An 18,385-nucleotide genomic window follows, 5' to 3' on the forward strand; every position below is an offset into this window, starting at 1 on the left:
TGTGGGCACCGCGCAAGGGCTCCGGAAGATCAGAACAGGTAGTCGGACAGCTGGCGAGAGCGGGCCGGGTGGCGCAGCTTGGCCATCGTCTTGGACTCGATCTGGCGGATACGCTCGCGGGTCACCCCGTACACCTGGCCGATCTCGTCGAGCGTGCGCGGGTTGCCGTCGCGGATGCCGAAGCGCAGCCGCACCACGCCGGCCTCGCGCTCGGTGAGCGTGGCCAGCACCGCCTCGATCTCGTCCTGGAGCATGCCGAAGCTGACCGCGTCGAGGGCGACGACCGCCTCGCTGTCCTCGATGAAGTCGCCGATCTGGGAGTCGCCCTCGGCGCCGAACGTCTGATCCAGCGAGATCGGCTCCCGGGCGTACTGCTGAATCTCGAGGATCTTCTCGACCGGCATGTCCATCTCGGCCGCCAGCTCCTCGGGCGTGGCGTCCCGGCCGTTGCGGTGGAGCAGGTCGCGCTGGATGTGGCCGAGCTTGTTGATGATCTCGGCCATGTGCACCGGAATGCGGATGGTGCGGCTCTGGTCGGCCATCGAGCGGGTGATGGCCTGGCGGATCCACCAGGTCGCGTACGTGGAGAACTTGAAGCCTTTCGCGTAGTCGAATTTCTCGACCGCGCGGATCAGGCCGACGTTGCCCTCCTGGATGAGGTCGAGGAACGCCATGCCGCGCCCGGTGTAGCGCTTGGCCAGCGACACGACCAGCCGCAGGTTCGCCTCGAGCAGATGGTTCTTGGCCCGGTCGCCGTCGCGGACGATCCACCGCAGGTCGCGCCGGTGCACGCCGTCCATCTCGGTGCCGTCGGCGTCGGCCGCGCGCAGCAGCTCGGCCGCGTAGAGCCCGGCCTCGATCCGCTTGGCGATGGTCACCTCCTGCTCCGCGGTGAGCAGCGGAACGCGGCCGATCTCGCGCAGGTAGGCCCGCACGGTGTCGGTCGTGGCGACGCTCTGCGCCTCGGCCGCGGCCTGGCGCACGGCCTCGGTCTCGGCGGCCTCGTCGGTGTCCCAGTCGAAATCAGACGGCCCGGCGGCGGAACCGGCGGCGGCTGAACTGACGGCGGTGGCGGAACGGGCGGTACTGGATGTCATGCCCAGGCTCCCGGGATGGCTCGTGGCATCGCGGGCCGCAGGGTTCGCACCGCGGAGAGGCCATCTGGTCCTCGCGAACCGCGAGGTCAGGGAATTATAACCGGGTTGGGGCCGCTCCCGCCGCCCGAGACGTGGTCAGAGCCCGGCCAGACCGTGTGGTGAACGACCCGGGGTGACGGTGCCGCCGGGCGCGATGGGGGCCGCTGGGATACTTCTGGGGCCAGAACAGTTGTGACGGGTAGGGGGATCGCGTTGCCACAAGGTCCCCGGCGGCTCAGCTCACACCGGCTGGCCCTCGCGCTGGCGCTGCTGTCGGCGGGTCCGCCGCTGGTCATCCACGAGGGATGGCCCGGCCTGGCGCTGGCCCTGGTCGCCGCCGTGTACGCCGCCTACCTGGTGCTGGGCAAGCGCTGGCCGCGCCTGCCGCGCCGACGGGGGCGGCGTGCGAGTCGGTGAGCTGGCGCGCCGCACCGGCACGACGGTGCGGGCCCTGCGCTACTACGAGGCGGCCGGTCTGGTCGTGCCCCGGCGCCTCAGCAACGGCTACCGGGAGTACGAGCCGGTGGCGGTGCGGCAGGTCACCCAGATCCGCGAGCTCATGGCGCTGGGCCTGTCCGTCGAGGAGACCCGCCCGTTCGTCGAGTCCATCGCCAACGGCGACGACGTCTGCGCGGCGGCCCTCGCGACCTTCCGCAGCACGGTCACCAACCTGGAGAAACGCATCAGTGAGCTGACCGCTCAGCGCGCCGCCCTCGACGCCCGCATCGACGAGGCCGCGCGCCAGGTGGTGACCGGCGGGGTTTCCCCCGGCCCGGGCGTGGCCGAGCTGGCCGGCCGGCGGCTGCCACCGCTCACCTTCTTCGCCAGCGACGGCCGCCTGGTCGACCTGCGCGCACTCGGCCCCGGCCGCAGCGTGATCTTCGTCTATCCGCTGACCGGCCGCCCCGGCGTCGACCTGCCGCGCGGCCTGCTGGAGATCCACGGCGCGCGGGGGAGCACCGACCAGGCGATCTGGCTGCGCGACCACCACGCCGAGCTCCTGGCCGCCGGCGCCGCCCGGGTGTACGGCCTGTCCGCGCAGTCCACGGGCTACCAGCGTGAGCTCGTGCACCGGCTCCGTCTCCCGTACCCCCTGATCCCGGACCCGCGCCTCGGCCTGGCCGCCGCTCTCGGCCTGCCCACCCTCGCGGCCGGCGATCTGACCCTCTACGAGCGGCTCACCCTGGTCGTCGCCGGCGACCGCGTGGAGCACGTCTTCCACCCGATTCCCGACCCGGCCGCGCACGCGCTCGAGGTGATGCGCTGGCTCAATCGCTCTTGACCCGGACCCTTGGGTACGGGTTTAGCGTCGCCGTCATGACGAAAATCTTGAGCGGCGACGTCGACTACGAAACCCGGGGCTCGGGGTACGCGCTTCAGCGGCGCCCCGACCCTCGGATCGCCGCGACCCTGCACGCGGCCCTGGGCGACGCCCGGACCGTCCTCAATGTCGGCGCCGGCGCCGGCTCCTACGAGCCCACCGACCGGTACGTGGCAGCGGTCGAACCCTCGGCCCGGATGCGCGCCCAGCGCCCACCGTCGGCTGTTCCCGCGCTGGACGCGGTCGCCGAGAACCTGCCGTTCGACGACGGCGCGTTCGACGCGGTGATGGCCACCGTCACCGTGCACCAGTGGCCCGACCCGGCCCGCGGCCTGGCCGAGCTGCGCCGCGTCGCCCGTGGGCCGGTGCTCGTGCTGACTTTCGACGCTGCCGCCCTCGACCGGTTCTGGCTGGCCGCCTACGTGCCGGAGCTCATCGCCGCCGAGCGGCGCCGGTTTCCCGCCGTCGACGTCATCGCCCACGCGATCGGGCCCCGCTCCGAGGTGCGCGAGGTGCCCGTACCCATCGACTGCACCGACGGTTTCACCGAGGCCTTCTACGCCCGCCCGTCGGAATTCCTCGATCCCCGGGTGCGGGCGGCCCAGTCGGCCTGGGGGTTCGTCGACGAGGCGGCCACGACGCGAGCCGTCGAGTCGTTGCGCGCCGACCTCGAATCGGGGGCGTGGGACGAGAGATACGGCCACCTCCGTACCCAACCGCGGTTCGAGGGCTCGCTGCGCCTGATCGTGGGGCACCGCCGATGAGGGACTACCTGCGGGCCCTGCCCGTCTTCGCCGGTGAGCTGCCGTCCTTCGACCCGTCGGCGGCGCCGGCCCGGCCGGACCAGCTCTTCATCGAGTGGCTGACGGCCGCCGTCGACGCGGGCGTCCACGAGCCGCACGCCATGACCCTGTCCACGGCCGGGGCCGGCGCCCGCGTCCTCATCCTCAAGAACGTCGACGAGGACGGCTGGCAGTTCGCCGCCCACGCGGCCAGCCCCAAGGGCCGCGAGCTGGCCCGGGATCCGGTCGCCGCGCTCACTTTCTACTGGTCGCCGCAGGGCCGCCAGATCCGGGTCCGCGGCCCCGTGCACCCCGCGCCGCCCGAACGGAGCGCCGCCGACTTCCTGGCCCGCCCGCCCGGCTCCCGCGCGGAGGCTTCGCTCGGCCGTCAAAGCCAGGTCCTCGCCGACCGGGCCGTCCTCGACGAGGCCGTGGCCGGGGCCCGCCACCGGATCGACACCGACCCGGACTTCGTCGATCCGGGCTGGACGCTCTACACCCTCGCCCCGGACCGGGTGGAGTTCTGGCAGGCCGACAAGGAGCGCAAACACACGCGCCTGCGCTACGCCCGAACGCCCTCGGGCTGGACCCGCGACCTGCTCTGGCCGTGAGCTAGGCGGCGAACAGCAGGGCCGCGCTGATCAGCACCACGATGGCCGTGGCGAAGTGGATGCCGAAGGCGGTGGCGCGGGTGCCGCCGTTGCGCAGCACGATCACGGTGTCGCCGAACGGGGCGATGGCGACCACGAGCATGAACCAGGCCGCCGCCGTGGTGCCCGCGAAGAAGAGCAGGCAAAGGCCGAGGACGCCGTACGTCAGGTCGCGCACCCCTTTGACGCTCAGGTAGGCGCCGCGCGGCGACGGCACGCCGTAGCCGGCCGCCGCTGTCTCGGGCTGGAGCAGGAACCGGGCACCGATGAAGATGATGAACAGGTCGAGGGCAATGGCCAGGCCGTACGCGAGCATGGTTCCTCCATGAATTGCTAGCGCCGCTAGAACTCCTACCGACGCTAACAGAGCGTTGGTAGAAAACCTAGCGGTGCTAGAATCGTGGGTATGACGACCCAGGCACGGCGGCAGCGGGAGCGGGCCGAGCGCGAGCAACTGATCATCACGGCGGCCCGGGAACTGGCCGAGGCCGAGGGCTGGGAGGCGGTCACCACCCGGCGCCTGGCCGAGCGGGTCGAGTACAGCCAGCCCGTGCTCTACAGCCACTTCGCCGGCAAGGAGGCCATCATGGCCGCCGTCGCCGTCGAGGGCTTCACCGAGATGGCGGCCCACATGCGCGACGCCCGCGAGCGGTCCGGGGACCGGCTCGCGGGCGTCTGCGCCGCCTACCTCGACTTCGCCGAGCGGCGGCCGGCCCTCTACGACGCGATGTTCAACCGCGCCAGCACCCTGCCGTTCGCCACCCCGGAAGCACCCGGCGCCCTGCACGACTGCTTCGACGAGCTGCTTGCGGCCGTACGCCCGATCGCCGCCGGCGACGACGAGGGCCTGCTCGCCGAGCTGCTCTGGAGCGCCCTGCACGGCCTGGCCACGCTCACCCGCGGTGGCCGCCTGCCGCGTGAGCTCCATGAGCGACGGCTGGCGCTGCTGCTGAGCCGGCTGTCGCGCTGACCGTCAGCGACTGGCCCTCGGCGTCGATGTGGGGCAGGATCCGGTCCAGCCCGCGCGGCATCCACCAGGCCCTCTCGCCGAGCAGGGCGAGCAGGGCCGGCACCAGGATCATGCGGACCACGAAGGCGTCGGCCAGCACGCCGGCGGTCAGGGCCAGGCCGATCGAGGCGATGATCGACATCGGGGCGATGGCGAAGGAGCCGAAGACCGAGGTCATGATCAGGGCCGCGGCGGCCACCACCACCGCCGTACGGCCGAAGCCGTCCAGAACCGACTCGGCCGGGGTCAGGCCCTTGCGGTGGGCCTCGTGGATGCGCGAGACCAGGAAGACCTGGTAGTCCATGGCCAGGCCGAACAGGATGCCGACGATGAGGATCGGCACGAAGCTCAGGATCGGGTTGCCGGCCGGCGCGGCGAACAGGCCGCTGAGCCAGCCCCACTGGAAGACCGCCACGGTCACGCCGAAGGCGGTGCCCAGCGACAGCAGGAAGCCGAGCGTGGCCATCAGCGGCACCAGCAGCGAGCGGAACAACACGATCAGCAGGAGCAGCGAGAGCCCGACCACCAGCACCAGGTAGACGATCAGGGCCTGGCGCAGCGCGTGGTTGAGGTCGATGTCGATGGCGGTCTGGCCGGTCACCGACAGCTGGACGCCGGCGAACGTCACCCCGCGGATGCTGTGCACCAGCTCGTACGTGCTGTCGTCGATCGGGCCGCTCTCGGGGATGACCCGCAGCAGCGCGGCGCCGCCGGACTTCGTGACCCCGGCCGGATCGACCGCGGCGACGTCCGGCAGCCTGCCCAGCGCGGCCGTGACCTCGGCGACCTGGCCGCCGGCGCCGTCGCCCTCGAGCAGCACGATCAGCGGGCTCTGCGAGCCGGCCCCGAACTTCTCGGCGATCAGGTCGTAGGCGGCGCGCTGGGTGCTCGCCGGGTCCTCCCCGCCGGGCGTGGTCAGGGCCGTCTTCATGGAGAGGATGGGCACGGACAGGGCGAGCAGCCCCACCACCACGGTGACCGCGATCAGGCCGGGCCGGCGGACGACCACCCGGATCCAGCGGTCCAGGAAGGTGAGGCGGGTGGCCCGGGCCTGCGCGTGCGAGGCGCCCCCGCGCTCGCGGCGCGGCAGCACCCTCGTACCCATGAAGCGCGCCAGCGCCGGAAGCAGGGTGAGGGCCATCAGCACGGCCACCGCCACGGTGGCCGCGGCGGCCAGGCCCATCTCGGTGAGGAAGCCGATGCGGACGACCGACAGACCGGCCAGGGCGATGATGACAGTGGTGCCGGCGAAGACGACGGCGGAGCCGGCCGTGCCCGCGGCCCGGCCGATGGCGTCCTCCAGGCCGCGGCCCTCCCGCAGTTCGTTACGGACGCGGGCCAGGATGAACAGGCTGTAGTCGATGCCGACGGCCAGGCCGATCATGACGGCCAGGGTGGGCGTGGTGGAGCTGATCGGGTGCAGCGCCGAGAAGGCCAGCACGCCCAGGATGCCGACCAGGACACCGACGAGCGCGACCAGGATGTTGGCGCCGGCCGCGACCAGGGAGCCGTAGGTGACCAGCAGGACGACGAACGACAGCAGCACGCCGACGATCTCGCTGACCCCGCCCACCTCGGCCCCCATGGCCTCGATGGAGCCGCCGACCTCGGCGTTCAGGCCGGCGGTACGGGCCTGCTCGGCGACGGCGACGACCCGGTCGTACGTGGCCTCGGTGTCGTCGTCGGTGAGGCCGGTGAAGGTGAGGGTCGCGACCGCGGTGGTGCGGTCGGCCGAGACGTACGGCCGCTGGGGGTCGAAGGGGTTGCTCACCGAGGAGACGTGGGGAACCTTCCGCGCCTCCGCGAGCGCGGTCCGCGCGGCGCCAACGGTCAGCGGCGAGCCGTCGCGCGTGCTCAGCACCAACTGAAGGCTGTCCTGATCCGAGGAGGAGCCGGTGCCGGGAAAGTACGTGCCCATCCGCTCGAGGGCGCGGCTGGATTCGGAGCCGGGCATGGAGAAACCGCCGTCGCCGAACTTCATGCCGGTCGCGGCGCCGGCGCCGACGGCGACCGCCACCAGCGCCCACACGAGCAGGACGAGACCGCGACGGCGCGCACTGGCGACACCGAGCCGATAGAGAAGACGTGCCATACCGAAAGCCTGGCCGCCGGCACCCCCCGGTGTCGTCGTCCCGCCGCAGACACCGCGGCGTACCGCCGCCGGAGTACCTACTCTTCTCGCGGTATGCCGAGCACGGCCACGACGAGGGCGGCCCGGTCCCGGACGCCCAGCTTGGCCATGGCCCGGTTGACGTGCGTCTTCACGGTCAGCGGGGAGATGGTGAAACGCGCGGCGATGTCGTCGTTGGTCATGCCGGTGGCGACGAGCCGGACCACCTCGCGCTCCCGGTCGGTCAGCCCGGCGCCGGGCAGATCGGGTGCCTGCGGTGGTACGGACGGCAGGTGCGCCCGCGACGCGAGGGCGGCCATCGCCTTCGGCGAGAGCAGCGTCTGCCCGCGCGCGGCCAGGCGCACGGCGTCGACGACCGTCTCCGGGTCGGCGTCCTTGCCGAGATATCCGCGGGCGCCCGCGGCCACCGCGTCGAGCACGTTGGCGTCGTTCTCGAACGTGGTGAGCACCAGCACGGCGACGCCCGGCTCGGCGGCGATCCGGCGGGTCGCCTCGAGGCCGTCCATGACCGGCATCCGCAGGTCCATGAGGACGACGTCGACCCCACCGGCCCGGACGGCCTCGACCGCGGCCGCCCCGTCGGCGGCCTCACCGGCCACCTCGATGCCCGGCTCCGACTCGAGGATGCCGCGCAGCCCGGCCCGGATCAGGGCCTGGTCGTCGGTGATGAGCACCCGCACGCTCATAGCGGCAGCTCCACTGTTGCCCGGAACATGGTCCCCCGTCGGTCGGCGCTCAGGTGGCCGCCGGCCGCCGCCACCCGTTCCCGCATGCCGATCAGACCGTAGCCCGGCGTGCCCGCCGCCGTGGCCGCGACCGGGTTCGACACCTCGACGACCAGGCTTCCGCCCCCGATCCGGACGGCCAGCTCGACCGGCCCGTGCCCGTGCTTGCGGGCGTTGGTGAGCAGCTCCTGGACGACCCGGTAGGCGGTCATCCCGGCCAGATCCGGCACCCGGCCGGGGTCGCCCTCGCGCTCGACGGCGATGTCCATGCCGCCGGCCCGCAAGGTGGCGACCAGATCCTCGACACCGGCCAGCCCCGCCGGAGGCTCGTCGGTCTCCCGCAGCACCCGCAGCATGCCGGCCATCTCCCGCAGCACCGTCCCGGTCGCCGCCTCGGCCTCCCGCAGCGCCGCCTCGGCCCGGTCGGCGTCGGCCCGCAACGTCCGCCGGGCCAGCCCGGTGTGCAGCTTGATCACGGCCACCTGGTGACCGACCACGTCGTGCAGGTCCCGGGCGATCCGCAGCCGCTCCTCGGCCACCCGCCGCTGCGCCTCGGCCTCCCGCGTCTCGACCGCCCACCGCGCCCGCTCCTCGATGGCCGCGATGTACTGCTGCCGCGACCGGATAGCCGCCCCCGACCCGGCCGCGCCCAGCGTCCAGACCGCCAGCGTCACGGTCGCGGTGAGCCCGGGAGGAGCCTGCGCGACCGCGAGAACCGCATAGAGCTCGGCGAACGTGAGTACGGCGGCGGCCACGGCGAGCTTCCCGCCCCGGCGCATGAAGAGGTTGGTCAGCGCCAATTGCAGCGCCCCGGCCATGACCCCCGACCACAGCCCCGGCACGGCGAGCACGGCCATCGCGCAGAACCCGGCGACCCAGCCCGCCACCGCCGCCCGCCGCCACCCCAGCAGCAACGCCAGCGTGACCAGGGTCGCGCCGAGGGCCGGCCCGTCGCGGGCCCCCGTGACGAGCCCGGCGACGGCGAAGCCGAGGATCACGAGGCAGGCCAGCGTGAACCAGGTCTCGGCCCACCACAGATAGCGCAGCGCCAGCCCTTTGATCATGATCATCCAAGCTATCCGACTCCGCGGAGGCCGCGGCACTAACGTGGCGTTGTGCTCATCGAAGCGAGTGACGGAACCCGAGTGGACCTGAGACCGGTGCGCTGGCAGTTCCCGGCCGACGCCGGCGAGTGGGACGACCAGTGGCTGGTCATCGATGGCACCGTCGACCTCGGCGACCGAACCTGGTCGTTCACGGACCCCTGCCTTCTCATCGGAGAGGCACACGACCTGACCGCGTGGCTCCGCCAGGTGGCGGCCGGTCGAGTCGGGCTATCGCTTTCGTTCATCGAGCCCGTTCTCAGCCTTTCCGCAGCCGCATGCGGCGACGAACTCGTCGTCCGCTTCTCCTTCACTGCCGAAGCCGCCGCGCCCTGGCCGCGCGAGAACAATCCGGTCGAGTTGCGGGTCCGGCCCGCCCAGATCCTGGCGGCCGCGGACGATTGGCAGCGGGAACTGGACGCCCTGCCCTCGCGATCGTTCACGAGCACCGAGTGATCGATACACGTGGCTTCCCTCGCGAGGGTCCCGGCGACCCCGTCATCGCAAGCGCCCTCGCGACGCCTTACGTGCGGGCCAAGGTCGCGTCCGCGCTGGCCCTCGAATTCGCCCGAGCCGGTGACATCACCGTCGCCGAGGCCCTGACGCGTTTCATCGCGAGCACGACGAATCTGGCGGATGCGCTGGCCGGGCTCGCCCGGGGGCCACACCCGGCGACGTGCGGGGGATGGTCGGGTGGTGGGAATGGTTCGACCTGCTTGTGCCTAACCGATGTCGGGAGGGCGACCGAGGACACTGTGGATCGCGTGGGGGAGTGACGATGGCGGGGCCGGAGCGGTCCGGGTGTGGCCGCCGGCTCAGGGGATGATCGCGATGGCGTTGCAGCCGTGGCCGCTGGTGCGGCAGGGGGACAAGGCTCACCCCGTACCGAGCCTTCAATATCACCTGCGGGCCCGCGGGCACACCGTGACCGTGGACGGGGACTTCGGGCCCAAGACGAACTCCGCCGTGCGGGCGTTCCAGCAGTCGAAGGGCCTGGCCGTCGACGGCATCGTCGGGCCGGCCACCTGGAAGGCGCTCGTTCTGACCGTGCGGTCCGGTGACCGTGGCGATGCCGTGAAGTCCGTGCAGGAGGAGTTCCAGTACCGCAACCAGTCCGGTGACCCGAACAACGCGCCGCTGGTGGACGGGATCTTCGGGCCGGTCACCGAGACCGTGGTGATCGATTGGCAGCAGTTCCTGCACGACAACGACGAGCCCGCCATGGCGGTCGACGGGATCGTCGGCCCCATGACGTGGCAGTCGTTGATCAGCGGGATGTACGCGGGCTAGCTACAGAGCGGCGGGGGCCTTGGCCCGGCGCCAGCGGTTGGCCTCGGCCGGGGCCTTCTTCTCCACCGGGCGGCGCACGGCCGCCTGGCCACGGTTGGGCAGCGACAGCCGGAAGACCTTGTACCAGGCCGAGGCCACCTGCTTGGGGAGCGGGCCCGCCGTGTAGGTCAGGCCGTACCTCTGGAACAGGTCCTGGATCTTGGGGGCGATCTCCTTGTAGCGGTTGCTCGGCATGTCCGGGAACAGGTGGTGCTCGATCTGGTGGGACAGGTTGCCGGTCATCAGGTGCATGGCCTTGCTGCCGCTGATGTTGGCCGAGCCGAGCATCTGCCGCAGGTACCACTCGCCGCGGGTCTCGCCCTCGATCGACGTCTTCTCGAAGGTCTCGACGCCGTTCGGGAAGTGGCCGCACATGATGACCGAGTGGCTCCACAGGTTGCGGATCAGGTTGGCCGTGGCGTTGGCGGCGATGGTGTGCAGGAACGACGGCCCGGACAGGGCCGGGTGCACCACGTAGTCCTTCAGGACCTGCTTGCCGATCTTCTTGCGGACCGCCTTGAGGCCGGCGCGGAACTTGGGGTCGCGCCGGCTCTCCTTGGTGGCCAGGTTCTTGCCGAGCTCGAGGTCGTACGCGGCGATGCCGTACTCGAAGAAGCAGGCGTTGATGAAGTTGTAGAACGGCTGGCCCAGGTGCGCCGGGTGCCACTTCTGGTCCTCGTCGACGCGCATGATGCCGTAGCCGAGATCGTTGTCGCGGCCGACCACGTTCGTGTACGTGTGGTGCAGCTCGTTGTGCGAGTGCTTCCACTGCTCGGCCGGGGAGGCGTGGTCCCACTCCCACTTCGTCGAGTGGATCTTCGGGTCGCGCATCCAGTCCCACTGGCCGTGCAGGATGTTGTGGCCGATCTCCATGTTCTCGAGGATCTTGGCGATCGACAGGCCGGCCGTGCCGACCAGCCAGGCCGGCGGGAACAGCGAGAAGAGCAGGACCCCGCGGCTGCCGAGTTCCAAGCCGCGCTGCCAGGCGATCACCCGGCGGATGTACGCGGCGTCCTTCTCGCCCCGGCTGCCCATGACCTCGTCGCGGATGGCGTCGAGCTCGACGCCGATCTGCTCGATGTCCTCGGGCGTCAGGTGGGCGATCGGGTTGGACTCTTTGCGCTGGATCGTCGTCATGCAGGTTCCTCTTTGCTCAGGCGTCGATGGTGCAGGGGCCCGCGGGGGCCGAGATGCAGGTCTGTACGGGGATGCTGTCGCCGGGCTCGGCGACGGTGAGCTGCCCGTCGCGCAGGTCGCGCACGGCGCCTTCGCGCAGCGGCAGCACGCAGCTGAAGCAGATGCCCATCCGGCAGCCGGACGGCATGAGCACGCCCGCGGCCTCACCGGAGTCGAGCAGCGGCTCCGATCCGTCGGTCTCGACGACCGTGCCGGACTGGGTGAAGGTGACCGTTCCGCCGCCGTCCCCGCTGATCAGCGTGGGCCGGAAACGCTCGGTGCGCAGCAGATGGCCGGCTTCGGCGTCGGCCCAGTGGGTCTCGAGGTCGTCCAGCATCTCGTTCGGCCCGCAGGCCCAGGCCCGCCGGTCGAACAGGTCGGGCACCAGCTCGTCGAGGTCGGCCGGCTTGAGGCGGCCGTCGGCCCGGGTGTGCCGCTCGATCAGGCGGATCCGCCCGTCGGCGGCCATCGCGCGCAGCTCGGAGCCGAAGACCACGGCCTCGCGGGTGCCGGCCGAGTGCACGACGACGACGTCGGAGAGCTCGTGCAGGGCGCTGCGCAGCATGCCCATGACCGGGGTGATGCCGCTGCCCGCGGTGACGAACAGGGCCTTGGCCGGCCGGGGCGCGCACAGCTGGAACTCGCCGGTGGGCGGGTCGAGGTGCAGGATCAAACCCCGCTTCGCGTTCCGTACGAGGTGATTGCTGACCACGCCCTCGGGAACCGCGTTGACGGTGATGGTGATCCGGCCGTCGGTGCGCCGGGGCGAACTGGTGATCGAGTACGAGCGCCACAGCCGTACGCCGTCGACGTCCACCCCGACTCGGACGTACTGACCCGGCTCGTGCTGCACCCAGCCGCGGCCGGGCCGCAGGAGCAGGGTGACGCTGTTCGCCGTCTCCGGGCGCACGGCGTCGACCTTCGCGCGGAGCACGTTGGCGTTCCGCAGCGGAGCGATCACGTCGAGATAGTCGGCGGGCACCACCGGCGTGGTGATCAGTTCGACCACCCGCCAGGCACTGCCCCGTATGTTGCGCATCACAGCCACATAACAAGCTTCCTGCGTTCCGGAGGTAGATTCCTGACCGGAGGAAGTGAACACCACCGCGTTTTTTGTTCGCAGGAGACGGGACGAGGCGATTAAACGATGAGTGACGCTCTCCCGGATGTCCGAACTTTCCGGCTCTCGCCGGAAGTCGTCGCCCCGTTGAAGATGCGCCTGCCCGACGTGGCGTTGCGGACCATCGATGCCATCATGACCGAAGTTCCCGCGTACGCCGTGCCCTTCGCCGGTGATCTCGGTCCCAAGATCGAGCGGGCCGTACGGGCCGCCCTGGGCACCTTCCTCGAATTGGTGTCCCGGGCCGACGGCCCCGAGCCGCAGTCGCCGCTCGGCCCGGCGCTCGAGGGGGCGTACGCGCTGGGAAGGGGTGAGGCCCGCAACGGCCGCAGCCTGGACGCGCTGCTGGGCGCCTACCGGGTGGGAGCCCGCGTCTCGTGGCACGAGCTGGCCGCCATCAGTGTCAGCAGCGGGCAGCCGGCCGCGACCATCGCCCACTTCGCCGAGCTGGTCTTCGCCTACATCGACGAGCTCTCCGCGGCCAGCGTGGCCGGGCACGCCGACCAGCTGGCCTCCTCCGGCCGGGCCCGGATCCGCGACCTCGAACAGCTGGCCCAGGCCCTGCTGGCCGGCGAACCGGAGCACGTGGTCGTCGCGGCCGCCGAGCGCGCCGACTGGTCGCCGCCGCGCACGCTGACCGCCGTGCTCGTCCCCGAGCACGCCACCCGCACGGTCGTCGACCTGCTCGACCCCCGGACGTTGCAGCTCAGCGAGGTGCTGCTGGTGCCGGACATGGACGGCTCGGCGCGGGCCGCCGTACTGGGCCTGCTGCGCGGCCAGAGCGCGGTGGTCGGCCCGGCGCGGCCGTGGCTGCGGGCCAAGGCGTCGTACGACCGGGCGGTGCGCACCTCGGAGCTGATCGGCCCGGCCACCACCCGGACGGTCGTCGACACCGAGGACCACCTGGCCGAACTGGTGCTCACGGCCGACCCGCAGGCCCTGGCCGACCTGCGGTCGAAGGTCCTGGCGCCGCTCGGCTCCGGCCCCGACGCCAAGCTCGTCGAGACGCTGCGCAGCTGGCTGCGCCATCAGGGCCGCCGCGAGGACGTCGCCGCCGAGCTGTTCATCCATCCGCAGACGGTCCGCTACCGGATGACCAGACTGCGCGAGCTGTACGGAGACCGGCTCCGTGACCCGGAGTGGACGTCCGCTCTGATCATCGCGCTGGCCGTTCCGGGTTGACGCTCATCGATGTATGGTGAGGGGGCCTCCCATTGTTAACGTTAACTACGTCGGAGATCCCCATGCCTGTCACCCGCCGGAGCCTGCTGTTCGCCGCCGCGCTCGCCCCCGTCCTCACCCGCGCGACGCCCGCCCTCGCCGCCGAGCTCCCGCCCACCCGCCCCGACCTCGGCGTCGCGGCCCAGCCGTTCGAGCTCGGCCAGGTGCGGCTCACCGCCGGCCGGTTCCTGGACAACCAGAACCGGACGCTGAGCTACCTGCGCTTCGTCGACGTCGACCGGCTGCTGTACGTCTTCCGGGCCAACCACGGGCGGTCCACCGGCGGGGCCGCGGCCAACGGCGGCTGGGACGCGCCGAGCTTCCCGTTCCGCAGCCACGTGCAGGGGCACTTCCTGACCGCGTGGGCGCAGGCGTGGGCGGTGCTCGGCGACACGGCCTGCCGCGACAAGGCGAACTACATGGTGGCCGAGCTGGCGAAATGCCAGGCCGCGAACGGCTACCTGTCCGGCTTCCCCGAGTCGGACTTCACGGCGCTGGAGGCCCGGACCCTCAGCAACGGCAACGTGCCGTACTACTGCGTCCACAAAACCCTCGCCGGCTTGCTCGACGTGTGGCGCTACATCGGCAACACCCAGGCCCGCACGGTGCTGCTGGCGCTCGCCGGGTGGGTCGACACGCGTACCTCCAGATTGTCGTCGTCCCAGATGCAGGCGATGCTCGGTACCGAGTTCGGCGGCATGAACGCCGTGCTCACCGACCTGTACCAGCAGACCGGCGACGCCCGCTGGCTGACCGTGGCCCAGCGCTTCGACCACGCGGCCGTCTTCAACCCGCTGGCCTCCGGCGTGGACCAGCTGGCCGGGCTGCACGCCAACACGCAGGTGCCCAAGTGGATCGGCGCCGCCCGCGAGTACAAGGCCACGGGCACCACCCGCTACCGCGACATCGCGGCCAACGCCTGGAACTTCACGGTGGGCGCGCACACGTACGCCATCGGCGGCAACAGCCAGGCCGAACACTTCCGCGCCCCCAACGCGATCGCGTCGTACCTGACCAACGACACGTGCGAGCACTGCAACACGGTCAACATGCTGCGGCTCACCCGCGAGCTGTGGCTGACCGACCCGAACCGGGCCGCGTACTTCGACTTCTACGAGCAGGCCGTGCTCAACCACGTCATCGGCGCGCAGAACCCGGCCGACGCCCACGGCCACGTCACGTACTTCACGCCGCTGCGCCCCGGCGGCCGCCGCGGCGTCGGCCCCGCCTGGGGAGGCGGCACGTGGAGCACCGACTACGGCACCTTCTGGTGCTGTCAGGGCACCGGCGTCGAGGTCAACACGCGGCTGATGGACTCCATCTACTTCCGCGACGGCACCACCCTGACGGTGAACCTGTTCGTGCCGTCGACGCTGAACTGGTCCGAGCGGGGCCTCACGGTCACCCAGACCACGGCGTTCCCGGCCGCCGACACCACGACGCTGACGCTGGCCGGCACGATGAGCGGCACCTGGAGCATCCGTGTCCGGATCCCGTCGTGGACCTCGGACGCGGCCGTCACCGTCAACGGCCAAGCGGTGGCGGTCACCGCCGCCCCCGGTTCCTACGCCACGATCACCAGGGTCTGGGCTCCCGGCGACACCGTCGTCGTGCGCCTGCCGATGCGCCTGATCACCAGGCCCGCCAACGACAACCCGGGCATCCAGGCCATGGCGTACGGGCCGGTGGTGCTGGCCGGCAACTACGGGAACGCGGCGCTGTCCGCGCCGCCCGCGCTCGACGTCGCCTCCGTGCGCCGCACGAGCGGCCTGGCCTTCACCGCCACCGCGAACGGCGCCACGGTCAACCTGGGCCCGTTCTATGACGCGCACGGGTTCAACTACGCCGTCTACTGGAGCACCACGCGGGCGTACAAGCTGGTGAACGCGGCCACCGGCCTGGTGCTCGGCATCAAGGACATGTCGGTGGCCAACGGCGGCCTCGCCCTGACGTGGGACGACACCGGCACGGCGGACCACCGCTGGATCCAGATCCCGGACGGCGACGGAATCCGGCTGCGCAACCTCAACAGCGGCAAGGTCCTGGGTGTCGAGAACATGTCCACCGCCGACAACGCGCGTGTCATGCAGTGGGACGACAACGGCACGGCCGACCACCGCTGGATCTTGGTTCCCGCCGGCGACGGCCTCTACAAGCTCCGCAACGCCAACAGCGGCAAACTGCTGGGCGCCCTCAACGGCGGCACCGCGCGCGGCACCCAGGTCGTGCAGGACAGCCGAGACACGGTGTGGCGCGTCGTGCCCGTCTAGGAGCGCGCCGGCTCCGCAGCTACGCCTGACTTCGCAGAACCCGCTGCAGGGCCGAGCGGCCGGCCGGTCCCCAGTTCGGCTTCCCGCCGGGCCGGCCGCGCTCGCCGTTCTGGCCCATCAGCATGAGAAACAGGCACTTCATGGCGGCCAGCCCACGCGCACGCCGTACGGTCGCCTCGTCCACCGGCGGGTAGCGGTCGAAGAACCGCGAGGCGCCCCCGTCGGGCAGCAGCAACCACGCGGCCGCGATGTCCCACGCCGGATCGCCGGCGAAGAGCGCGCCGAAGTCGACGACGCCCGCGAGCGTGCCGTCGGCGACGACGACGTTCGCGGGATGCAGGTCGCCGTGCACCCACACTCGTGGTCCCGGCCAGGGGGGAGTCGCCGCCGCCTCGTCCCACACGGCCCGGATGTCACCCGCGGCGAAGCCGAAGGCGTCGAGGTCCACCGCGCCGAGGAAGCGCTCGAACCCGTCCCGGGAGTCCCTGGGGTGGGTGCCGAAGTCCGAGGCGCCCGGCGCTTCCGGCGGAGCCGGCACATGCAGCGCCTGGAGGAACGCGGCAAGCACGTCGGCCGCGTGGTCGCCGCGGGTGATCGCCGTCTGGTCCAGCGGAGTGCCGGGGACCCAGGTCATGACGGTCCACATCTTGGGCAAGCGCGCGGAGGGCGAACCGTCGCGCACCGGAGTGGGAATGGGAAGAGGCAGGCGTGCGGCCAGCACGGGCAGCCAGCGGCGCTCCTTGAGCTGCGGGCCGGGGCTCGTGTCCATCCGCTGCACCCGGACGGCCAGGTCGTCGCCGAGGCGCCACATCTGGTTACCCCAGCCGCCCGCGACTTCGCTGAGGGGCCGGTCGGCCAGGTCCGGGTGCTGCTCTCGCAGCAGCGCACGGACCAGATCTTCGCTGACCTCGATCTCCGGCTCAGTCACGGCTGGCCACGCTACCCGGCGCCGGGTCGGTGGCTCTCAACCACTAGGCCCCACCCGACCGAAAGTGAACGTTCTCTATAGACCGAGACAGACCTAGCGAAGCCGTACTCCCCTTGACGGCTCCGCTAGGCCTTACTCTCACTCGATGTCCACGGCGCCGAATTCACGTCGAGACGTGTGAACGCTAACACACCACAGTGATCGATACCAGCCTGCACGGCAGCAAGGGAATGCCGTTCTCAGGAGGGCGGCTCGGCCACGCTGGCGCGGGAGACGAGGGTGGGCGCTATGACGCGGCGGGCCGTCGTCGGTGGGGCGCCGGACTCGATCTGGGCCAGGAGCATGTCGATGCCGGCGCGGGCCACGGCGTCGAAGTCGGGGCGGATCGTGGTCAGCGGGGGCGTGTAGTACGCGGCCTGCGGTACGTCGTCGAAGCCCACGATGCTGATCTCGGCGGGAACGCGGCGGCCCTGCTCGTTGAGGGCGCGGAGCAGGCCGAGCGCCATGTGGTCGTTGCCGGTGAAGACGGCGGTCACCTCGGGCAGACGGGCCAGGAGCTTGCCGTTGCGGTAACCGGACTCGGCGCTCCAGTCCCCGATCAGCAACGGCGGCGGTTCCACGCCGGCCGCGCGCAGTGCTTCCTCCCAGCCGCGGACGCGGCCGTTGGCGTCGAACCAGTCCTGCGGTCCGGAGACGTGCCAGACGGTCGAATGGCCCGCGGCCAGCAGGTGTTCCGTGGCGGCGCGCCCGCCGGCCACCTGGTCGACAGTCACCCGCGTGCTCTCCCGGCTCGGATCGCCGTCGATGGTGACCAGCGGAATGTCCGCGGGCAGGGCCGCCAGCGCCGACTCGGCGCTGGTCACCGGGGCGATCACCACCAGTCCGGCCACGCGCTGGTCCATGTGGCGCTCGACGGCGCGGGCGATGGAGCGTTCATCGAGAGTACGCACGTTGCCCACGTTCACGGCGAACCCGCTGTCCTGCGCCGCCTGCTCGAACGCGTTCAACATCGACGCGGGCCCGAACAGCGCCGTGTTCGGCGCGACCACCCCGATCACCGCCGACGTGCCGGTGACCAGAGCCCGGGCCGTACGGTCGGGCCGGTACCCGAGCTCAGCGATAGCGGCGCGCACCTTGAGACGTGTCGGCTCACTGACGTTCGGATGCTCGTTCAGCACCCGCGACACGGTCTGATGCGACACCCCCGCCAGCCGGGCGACATCCATCATCCCCGGCGGCCGCCCGCGCTTCACCCTCACCCGCACCCCACATCTTGTCCTTGCCGGAAGAATAGTCGCGCCGCGCAGCCCGAACCCGTCAACGAAACGCAGCACACACCGTCAAGACGAGCCCCCATCACGAAAACGCGGCACGCGACGGCGGCGAGGCGCAGAACGCCGCATGTCGTGCGGATGCCCGCGCACCGGGATAAGGCGCGCCGAGGAAACGTGGCCCCCGCTCACGCTGCCCGAGCACCGTGCTCC

At 71.6% G+C, this 18,385-nt stretch carries 17 protein-coding genes and 1 pseudogene; 9 read left to right on the forward strand and 9 right to left on the reverse strand.

Annotated features, from left to right (window positions below):
- Positions 1–29 precede the first annotated feature (29 nt).
- Positions 30–1,070 (reverse strand): annotated as a pseudogene (rpoD, locus tag ACGFJ7_RS31525) (RNA polymerase sigma factor RpoD); the annotation flags it as partial.
- Positions 1,071–1,349: 279 nt separating this feature from the next.
- Between rpoD and ACGFJ7_RS31530 the strand changes: the two are divergent.
- From ACGFJ7_RS31530 to ACGFJ7_RS31545, 4 genes are read left to right on the forward strand one after another with little or no spacing between them, the layout of a single operon-like run.
- Positions 1,350–1,553: a hypothetical protein gene (locus ACGFJ7_RS31530; RefSeq protein WP_360259895.1), complete on the forward strand. Its 204-nt coding sequence runs from the start codon at positions 1,350–1,352 to the stop codon at positions 1,551–1,553.
- Complete coding sequence (locus ACGFJ7_RS31535) at positions 1,540–2,418, forward strand: MerR family transcriptional regulator (protein ID WP_392645362.1); 879 nt, start codon at positions 1,540–1,542, stop codon at positions 2,416–2,418. Before ACGFJ7_RS31530 ends, ACGFJ7_RS31535 begins: the two co-directional genes overlap by 14 nt.
- Positions 2,419–2,453: 35 nt before the next feature.
- Positions 2,454–3,221 carry a class I SAM-dependent methyltransferase gene (locus tag ACGFJ7_RS31540; protein ID WP_392645364.1) on the forward strand — a complete coding sequence of 256 codons (768 nt, stop codon included), beginning with the start codon at positions 2,454–2,456 and terminating at the stop codon, positions 3,219–3,221.
- A complete protein-coding gene (locus tag ACGFJ7_RS31545) occupies positions 3,218–3,850 on the forward strand; it encodes a pyridoxal 5'-phosphate synthase (protein ID WP_392645366.1) in 633 nt (210 codons plus the stop codon). Before ACGFJ7_RS31540 ends, ACGFJ7_RS31545 begins: the two co-directional genes overlap by 4 nt.
- A gap of 1 nt (position 3,851) precedes the next feature.
- On the opposite strand, the gene ACGFJ7_RS31550 is transcribed toward ACGFJ7_RS31545, so the two are convergent.
- A complete protein-coding gene (locus ACGFJ7_RS31550) occupies positions 3,852–4,205 on the reverse strand; it encodes a DUF4267 domain-containing protein (RefSeq protein WP_392645367.1) in 354 nt (117 codons plus the stop codon).
- A gap of 90 nt (positions 4,206–4,295) precedes the next feature.
- Between ACGFJ7_RS31550 and ACGFJ7_RS31555 the strand changes: the two genes are divergently transcribed.
- Positions 4,296–4,859, forward strand: coding sequence for a TetR/AcrR family transcriptional regulator (locus ACGFJ7_RS31555; RefSeq protein WP_392645369.1), 564 nt, complete (start codon positions 4,296–4,298; stop codon positions 4,857–4,859).
- Here ACGFJ7_RS31555 and ACGFJ7_RS31560 read toward each other — a convergent pair.
- The 3 genes from ACGFJ7_RS31560 to ACGFJ7_RS31570 form a co-directional block, all read right to left on the reverse strand.
- Complete coding sequence (locus tag ACGFJ7_RS31560; RefSeq protein WP_392645371.1) at positions 4,783–6,990, reverse strand: MMPL family transporter; 2,208 nt, start codon at positions 6,988–6,990, stop codon at positions 4,783–4,785. The two genes, ACGFJ7_RS31555 and ACGFJ7_RS31560, sit on opposite strands and share 77 nt — an antisense overlap.
- 77 nt (positions 6,991–7,067) lie before the next feature.
- A complete protein-coding gene (locus ACGFJ7_RS31565) occupies positions 7,068–7,715 on the reverse strand; it encodes a response regulator transcription factor (protein WP_360259909.1) in 648 nt (215 codons plus the stop codon).
- Positions 7,712–8,818 carry a histidine kinase gene (locus ACGFJ7_RS31570; RefSeq protein WP_360259911.1) on the reverse strand — a complete coding sequence of 369 codons (1,107 nt, stop codon included), beginning with the start codon at positions 8,816–8,818 and terminating at the stop codon, positions 7,712–7,714. Before ACGFJ7_RS31570 ends, ACGFJ7_RS31565 begins: the two co-directional genes overlap by 4 nt.
- 81 nt (positions 8,819–8,899) lie before the next feature.
- Between ACGFJ7_RS31570 and ACGFJ7_RS31575 the strand changes: the two genes are divergently transcribed.
- Complete coding sequence (locus tag ACGFJ7_RS31575; protein WP_360259913.1) at positions 8,900–9,313, forward strand: hypothetical protein; 414 nt, start codon at positions 8,900–8,902, stop codon at positions 9,311–9,313.
- A gap of 375 nt (positions 9,314–9,688) precedes the next feature.
- Complete coding sequence (locus ACGFJ7_RS31580) at positions 9,689–10,147, forward strand: peptidoglycan-binding protein (RefSeq protein ID WP_360259917.1); 459 nt, start codon at positions 9,689–9,691, stop codon at positions 10,145–10,147.
- Here the strand turns inward: ACGFJ7_RS31580 and ACGFJ7_RS31585 are convergent, their stop codons facing one another.
- Together ACGFJ7_RS31585 and ACGFJ7_RS31590 are read right to left on the reverse strand one after the other, a co-directional pair.
- Positions 10,148–11,323 carry a fatty acid desaturase family protein gene (locus ACGFJ7_RS31585; RefSeq protein ID WP_392645373.1) on the reverse strand — a complete coding sequence of 392 codons (1,176 nt, stop codon included), beginning with the start codon at positions 11,321–11,323 and terminating at the stop codon, positions 10,148–10,150. It abuts the gene before it with no gap.
- A 16-nt stretch (positions 11,324–11,339) separates the two neighbouring features.
- Positions 11,340–12,401 carry a ferredoxin reductase gene (locus ACGFJ7_RS31590; RefSeq protein WP_392645375.1) on the reverse strand — a complete coding sequence of 354 codons (1,062 nt, stop codon included), beginning with the start codon at positions 12,399–12,401 and terminating at the stop codon, positions 11,340–11,342.
- 108 nt (positions 12,402–12,509) lie between these two features.
- On the opposite strand from ACGFJ7_RS31590, the gene ACGFJ7_RS31595 reads away from it, so the two are divergent.
- Complete coding sequence (locus tag ACGFJ7_RS31595) at positions 12,510–13,664, forward strand: PucR family transcriptional regulator (protein ID WP_392645377.1); 1,155 nt, start codon at positions 12,510–12,512, stop codon at positions 13,662–13,664.
- A gap of 62 nt (positions 13,665–13,726) precedes the next feature.
- The gene (locus ACGFJ7_RS31600) at positions 13,727–15,973 is read left to right on the forward strand and encodes a beta-L-arabinofuranosidase domain-containing protein (RefSeq protein WP_392645379.1); all 2,247 of its coding nucleotides are present in this window, start codon (positions 13,727–13,729) and stop codon (positions 15,971–15,973) included.
- Positions 15,974–15,992: 19 nt separating this feature from the next.
- On the opposite strand, the gene ACGFJ7_RS31605 is transcribed toward ACGFJ7_RS31600, so the two are convergent.
- Complete coding sequence (locus ACGFJ7_RS31605; RefSeq protein ID WP_392645381.1) at positions 15,993–16,901, reverse strand: aminoglycoside phosphotransferase family protein; 909 nt, start codon at positions 16,899–16,901, stop codon at positions 15,993–15,995.
- 239 nt (positions 16,902–17,140) lie between these two features.
- Entirely contained in the window at positions 17,141–18,130 is a 990-nt protein-coding gene (locus ACGFJ7_RS31610) for a LacI family DNA-binding transcriptional regulator (RefSeq protein ID WP_360260057.1), read from the reverse strand.
- Positions 18,131–18,385 lie beyond the last annotated feature (255 nt).

It is taken from the genome of Actinoplanes sp. NPDC048988 (assembly GCF_043197815.1).
Classification (GTDB): Bacteria; Actinomycetota; Actinomycetes; order Mycobacteriales; family Micromonosporaceae; genus Actinoplanes.

What these genes read in the sequence shown, in the direction of transcription:
- ACGFJ7_RS31540 (WP_392645364.1), top strand. Translation starts at nt 2,454, where the DNA reads ATGACGAAAATCTTGAGCGGCGACGTCGACTACGAAACCCGGGGCTCG.
- ACGFJ7_RS31545 (WP_392645366.1), top strand. Translation starts at nt 3,218, where the DNA reads ATGAGGGACTACCTGCGGGCCCTGCCCGTCTTCGCCGGTGAGCTGCCG.
- ACGFJ7_RS31550 (WP_392645367.1), bottom strand. Translation starts at nt 4,205, where the DNA reads ATGCTCGCGTACGGCCTGGCCATTGCCCTCGACCTGTTCATCATCTTC.
- ACGFJ7_RS31555 (WP_392645369.1), top strand. Translation starts at nt 4,296, where the DNA reads ATGACGACCCAGGCACGGCGGCAGCGGGAGCGGGCCGAGCGCGAGCAA.
- ACGFJ7_RS31560 (WP_392645371.1), bottom strand. Translation starts at nt 6,990, where the DNA reads ATGGCACGTCTTCTCTATCGGCTCGGTGTCGCCAGTGCGCGCCGTCGC.
- ACGFJ7_RS31565 (WP_360259909.1), bottom strand. Translation starts at nt 7,715, where the DNA reads ATGAGCGTGCGGGTGCTCATCACCGACGACCAGGCCCTGATCCGGGCC.
- ACGFJ7_RS31570 (WP_360259911.1), bottom strand. Translation starts at nt 8,818, where the DNA reads ATGATCAAAGGGCTGGCGCTGCGCTATCTGTGGTGGGCCGAGACCTGG.
- ACGFJ7_RS31580 (WP_360259917.1), top strand. Translation starts at nt 9,689, where the DNA reads ATGGCGTTGCAGCCGTGGCCGCTGGTGCGGCAGGGGGACAAGGCTCAC.
- ACGFJ7_RS31585 (WP_392645373.1), bottom strand. Translation starts at nt 11,323, where the DNA reads ATGACGACGATCCAGCGCAAAGAGTCCAACCCGATCGCCCACCTGACG.
- ACGFJ7_RS31590 (WP_392645375.1), bottom strand. Translation starts at nt 12,401, where the DNA reads ATGCGCAACATACGGGGCAGTGCCTGGCGGGTGGTCGAACTGATCACC.
- ACGFJ7_RS31595 (WP_392645377.1), top strand. Translation starts at nt 12,510, where the DNA reads ATGAGTGACGCTCTCCCGGATGTCCGAACTTTCCGGCTCTCGCCGGAA.
- ACGFJ7_RS31600 (WP_392645379.1), top strand. Translation starts at nt 13,727, where the DNA reads ATGCCTGTCACCCGCCGGAGCCTGCTGTTCGCCGCCGCGCTCGCCCCC.
- ACGFJ7_RS31610 (WP_360260057.1), bottom strand. Translation starts at nt 18,130, where the DNA reads ATGATGGATGTCGCCCGGCTGGCGGGGGTGTCGCATCAGACCGTGTCG.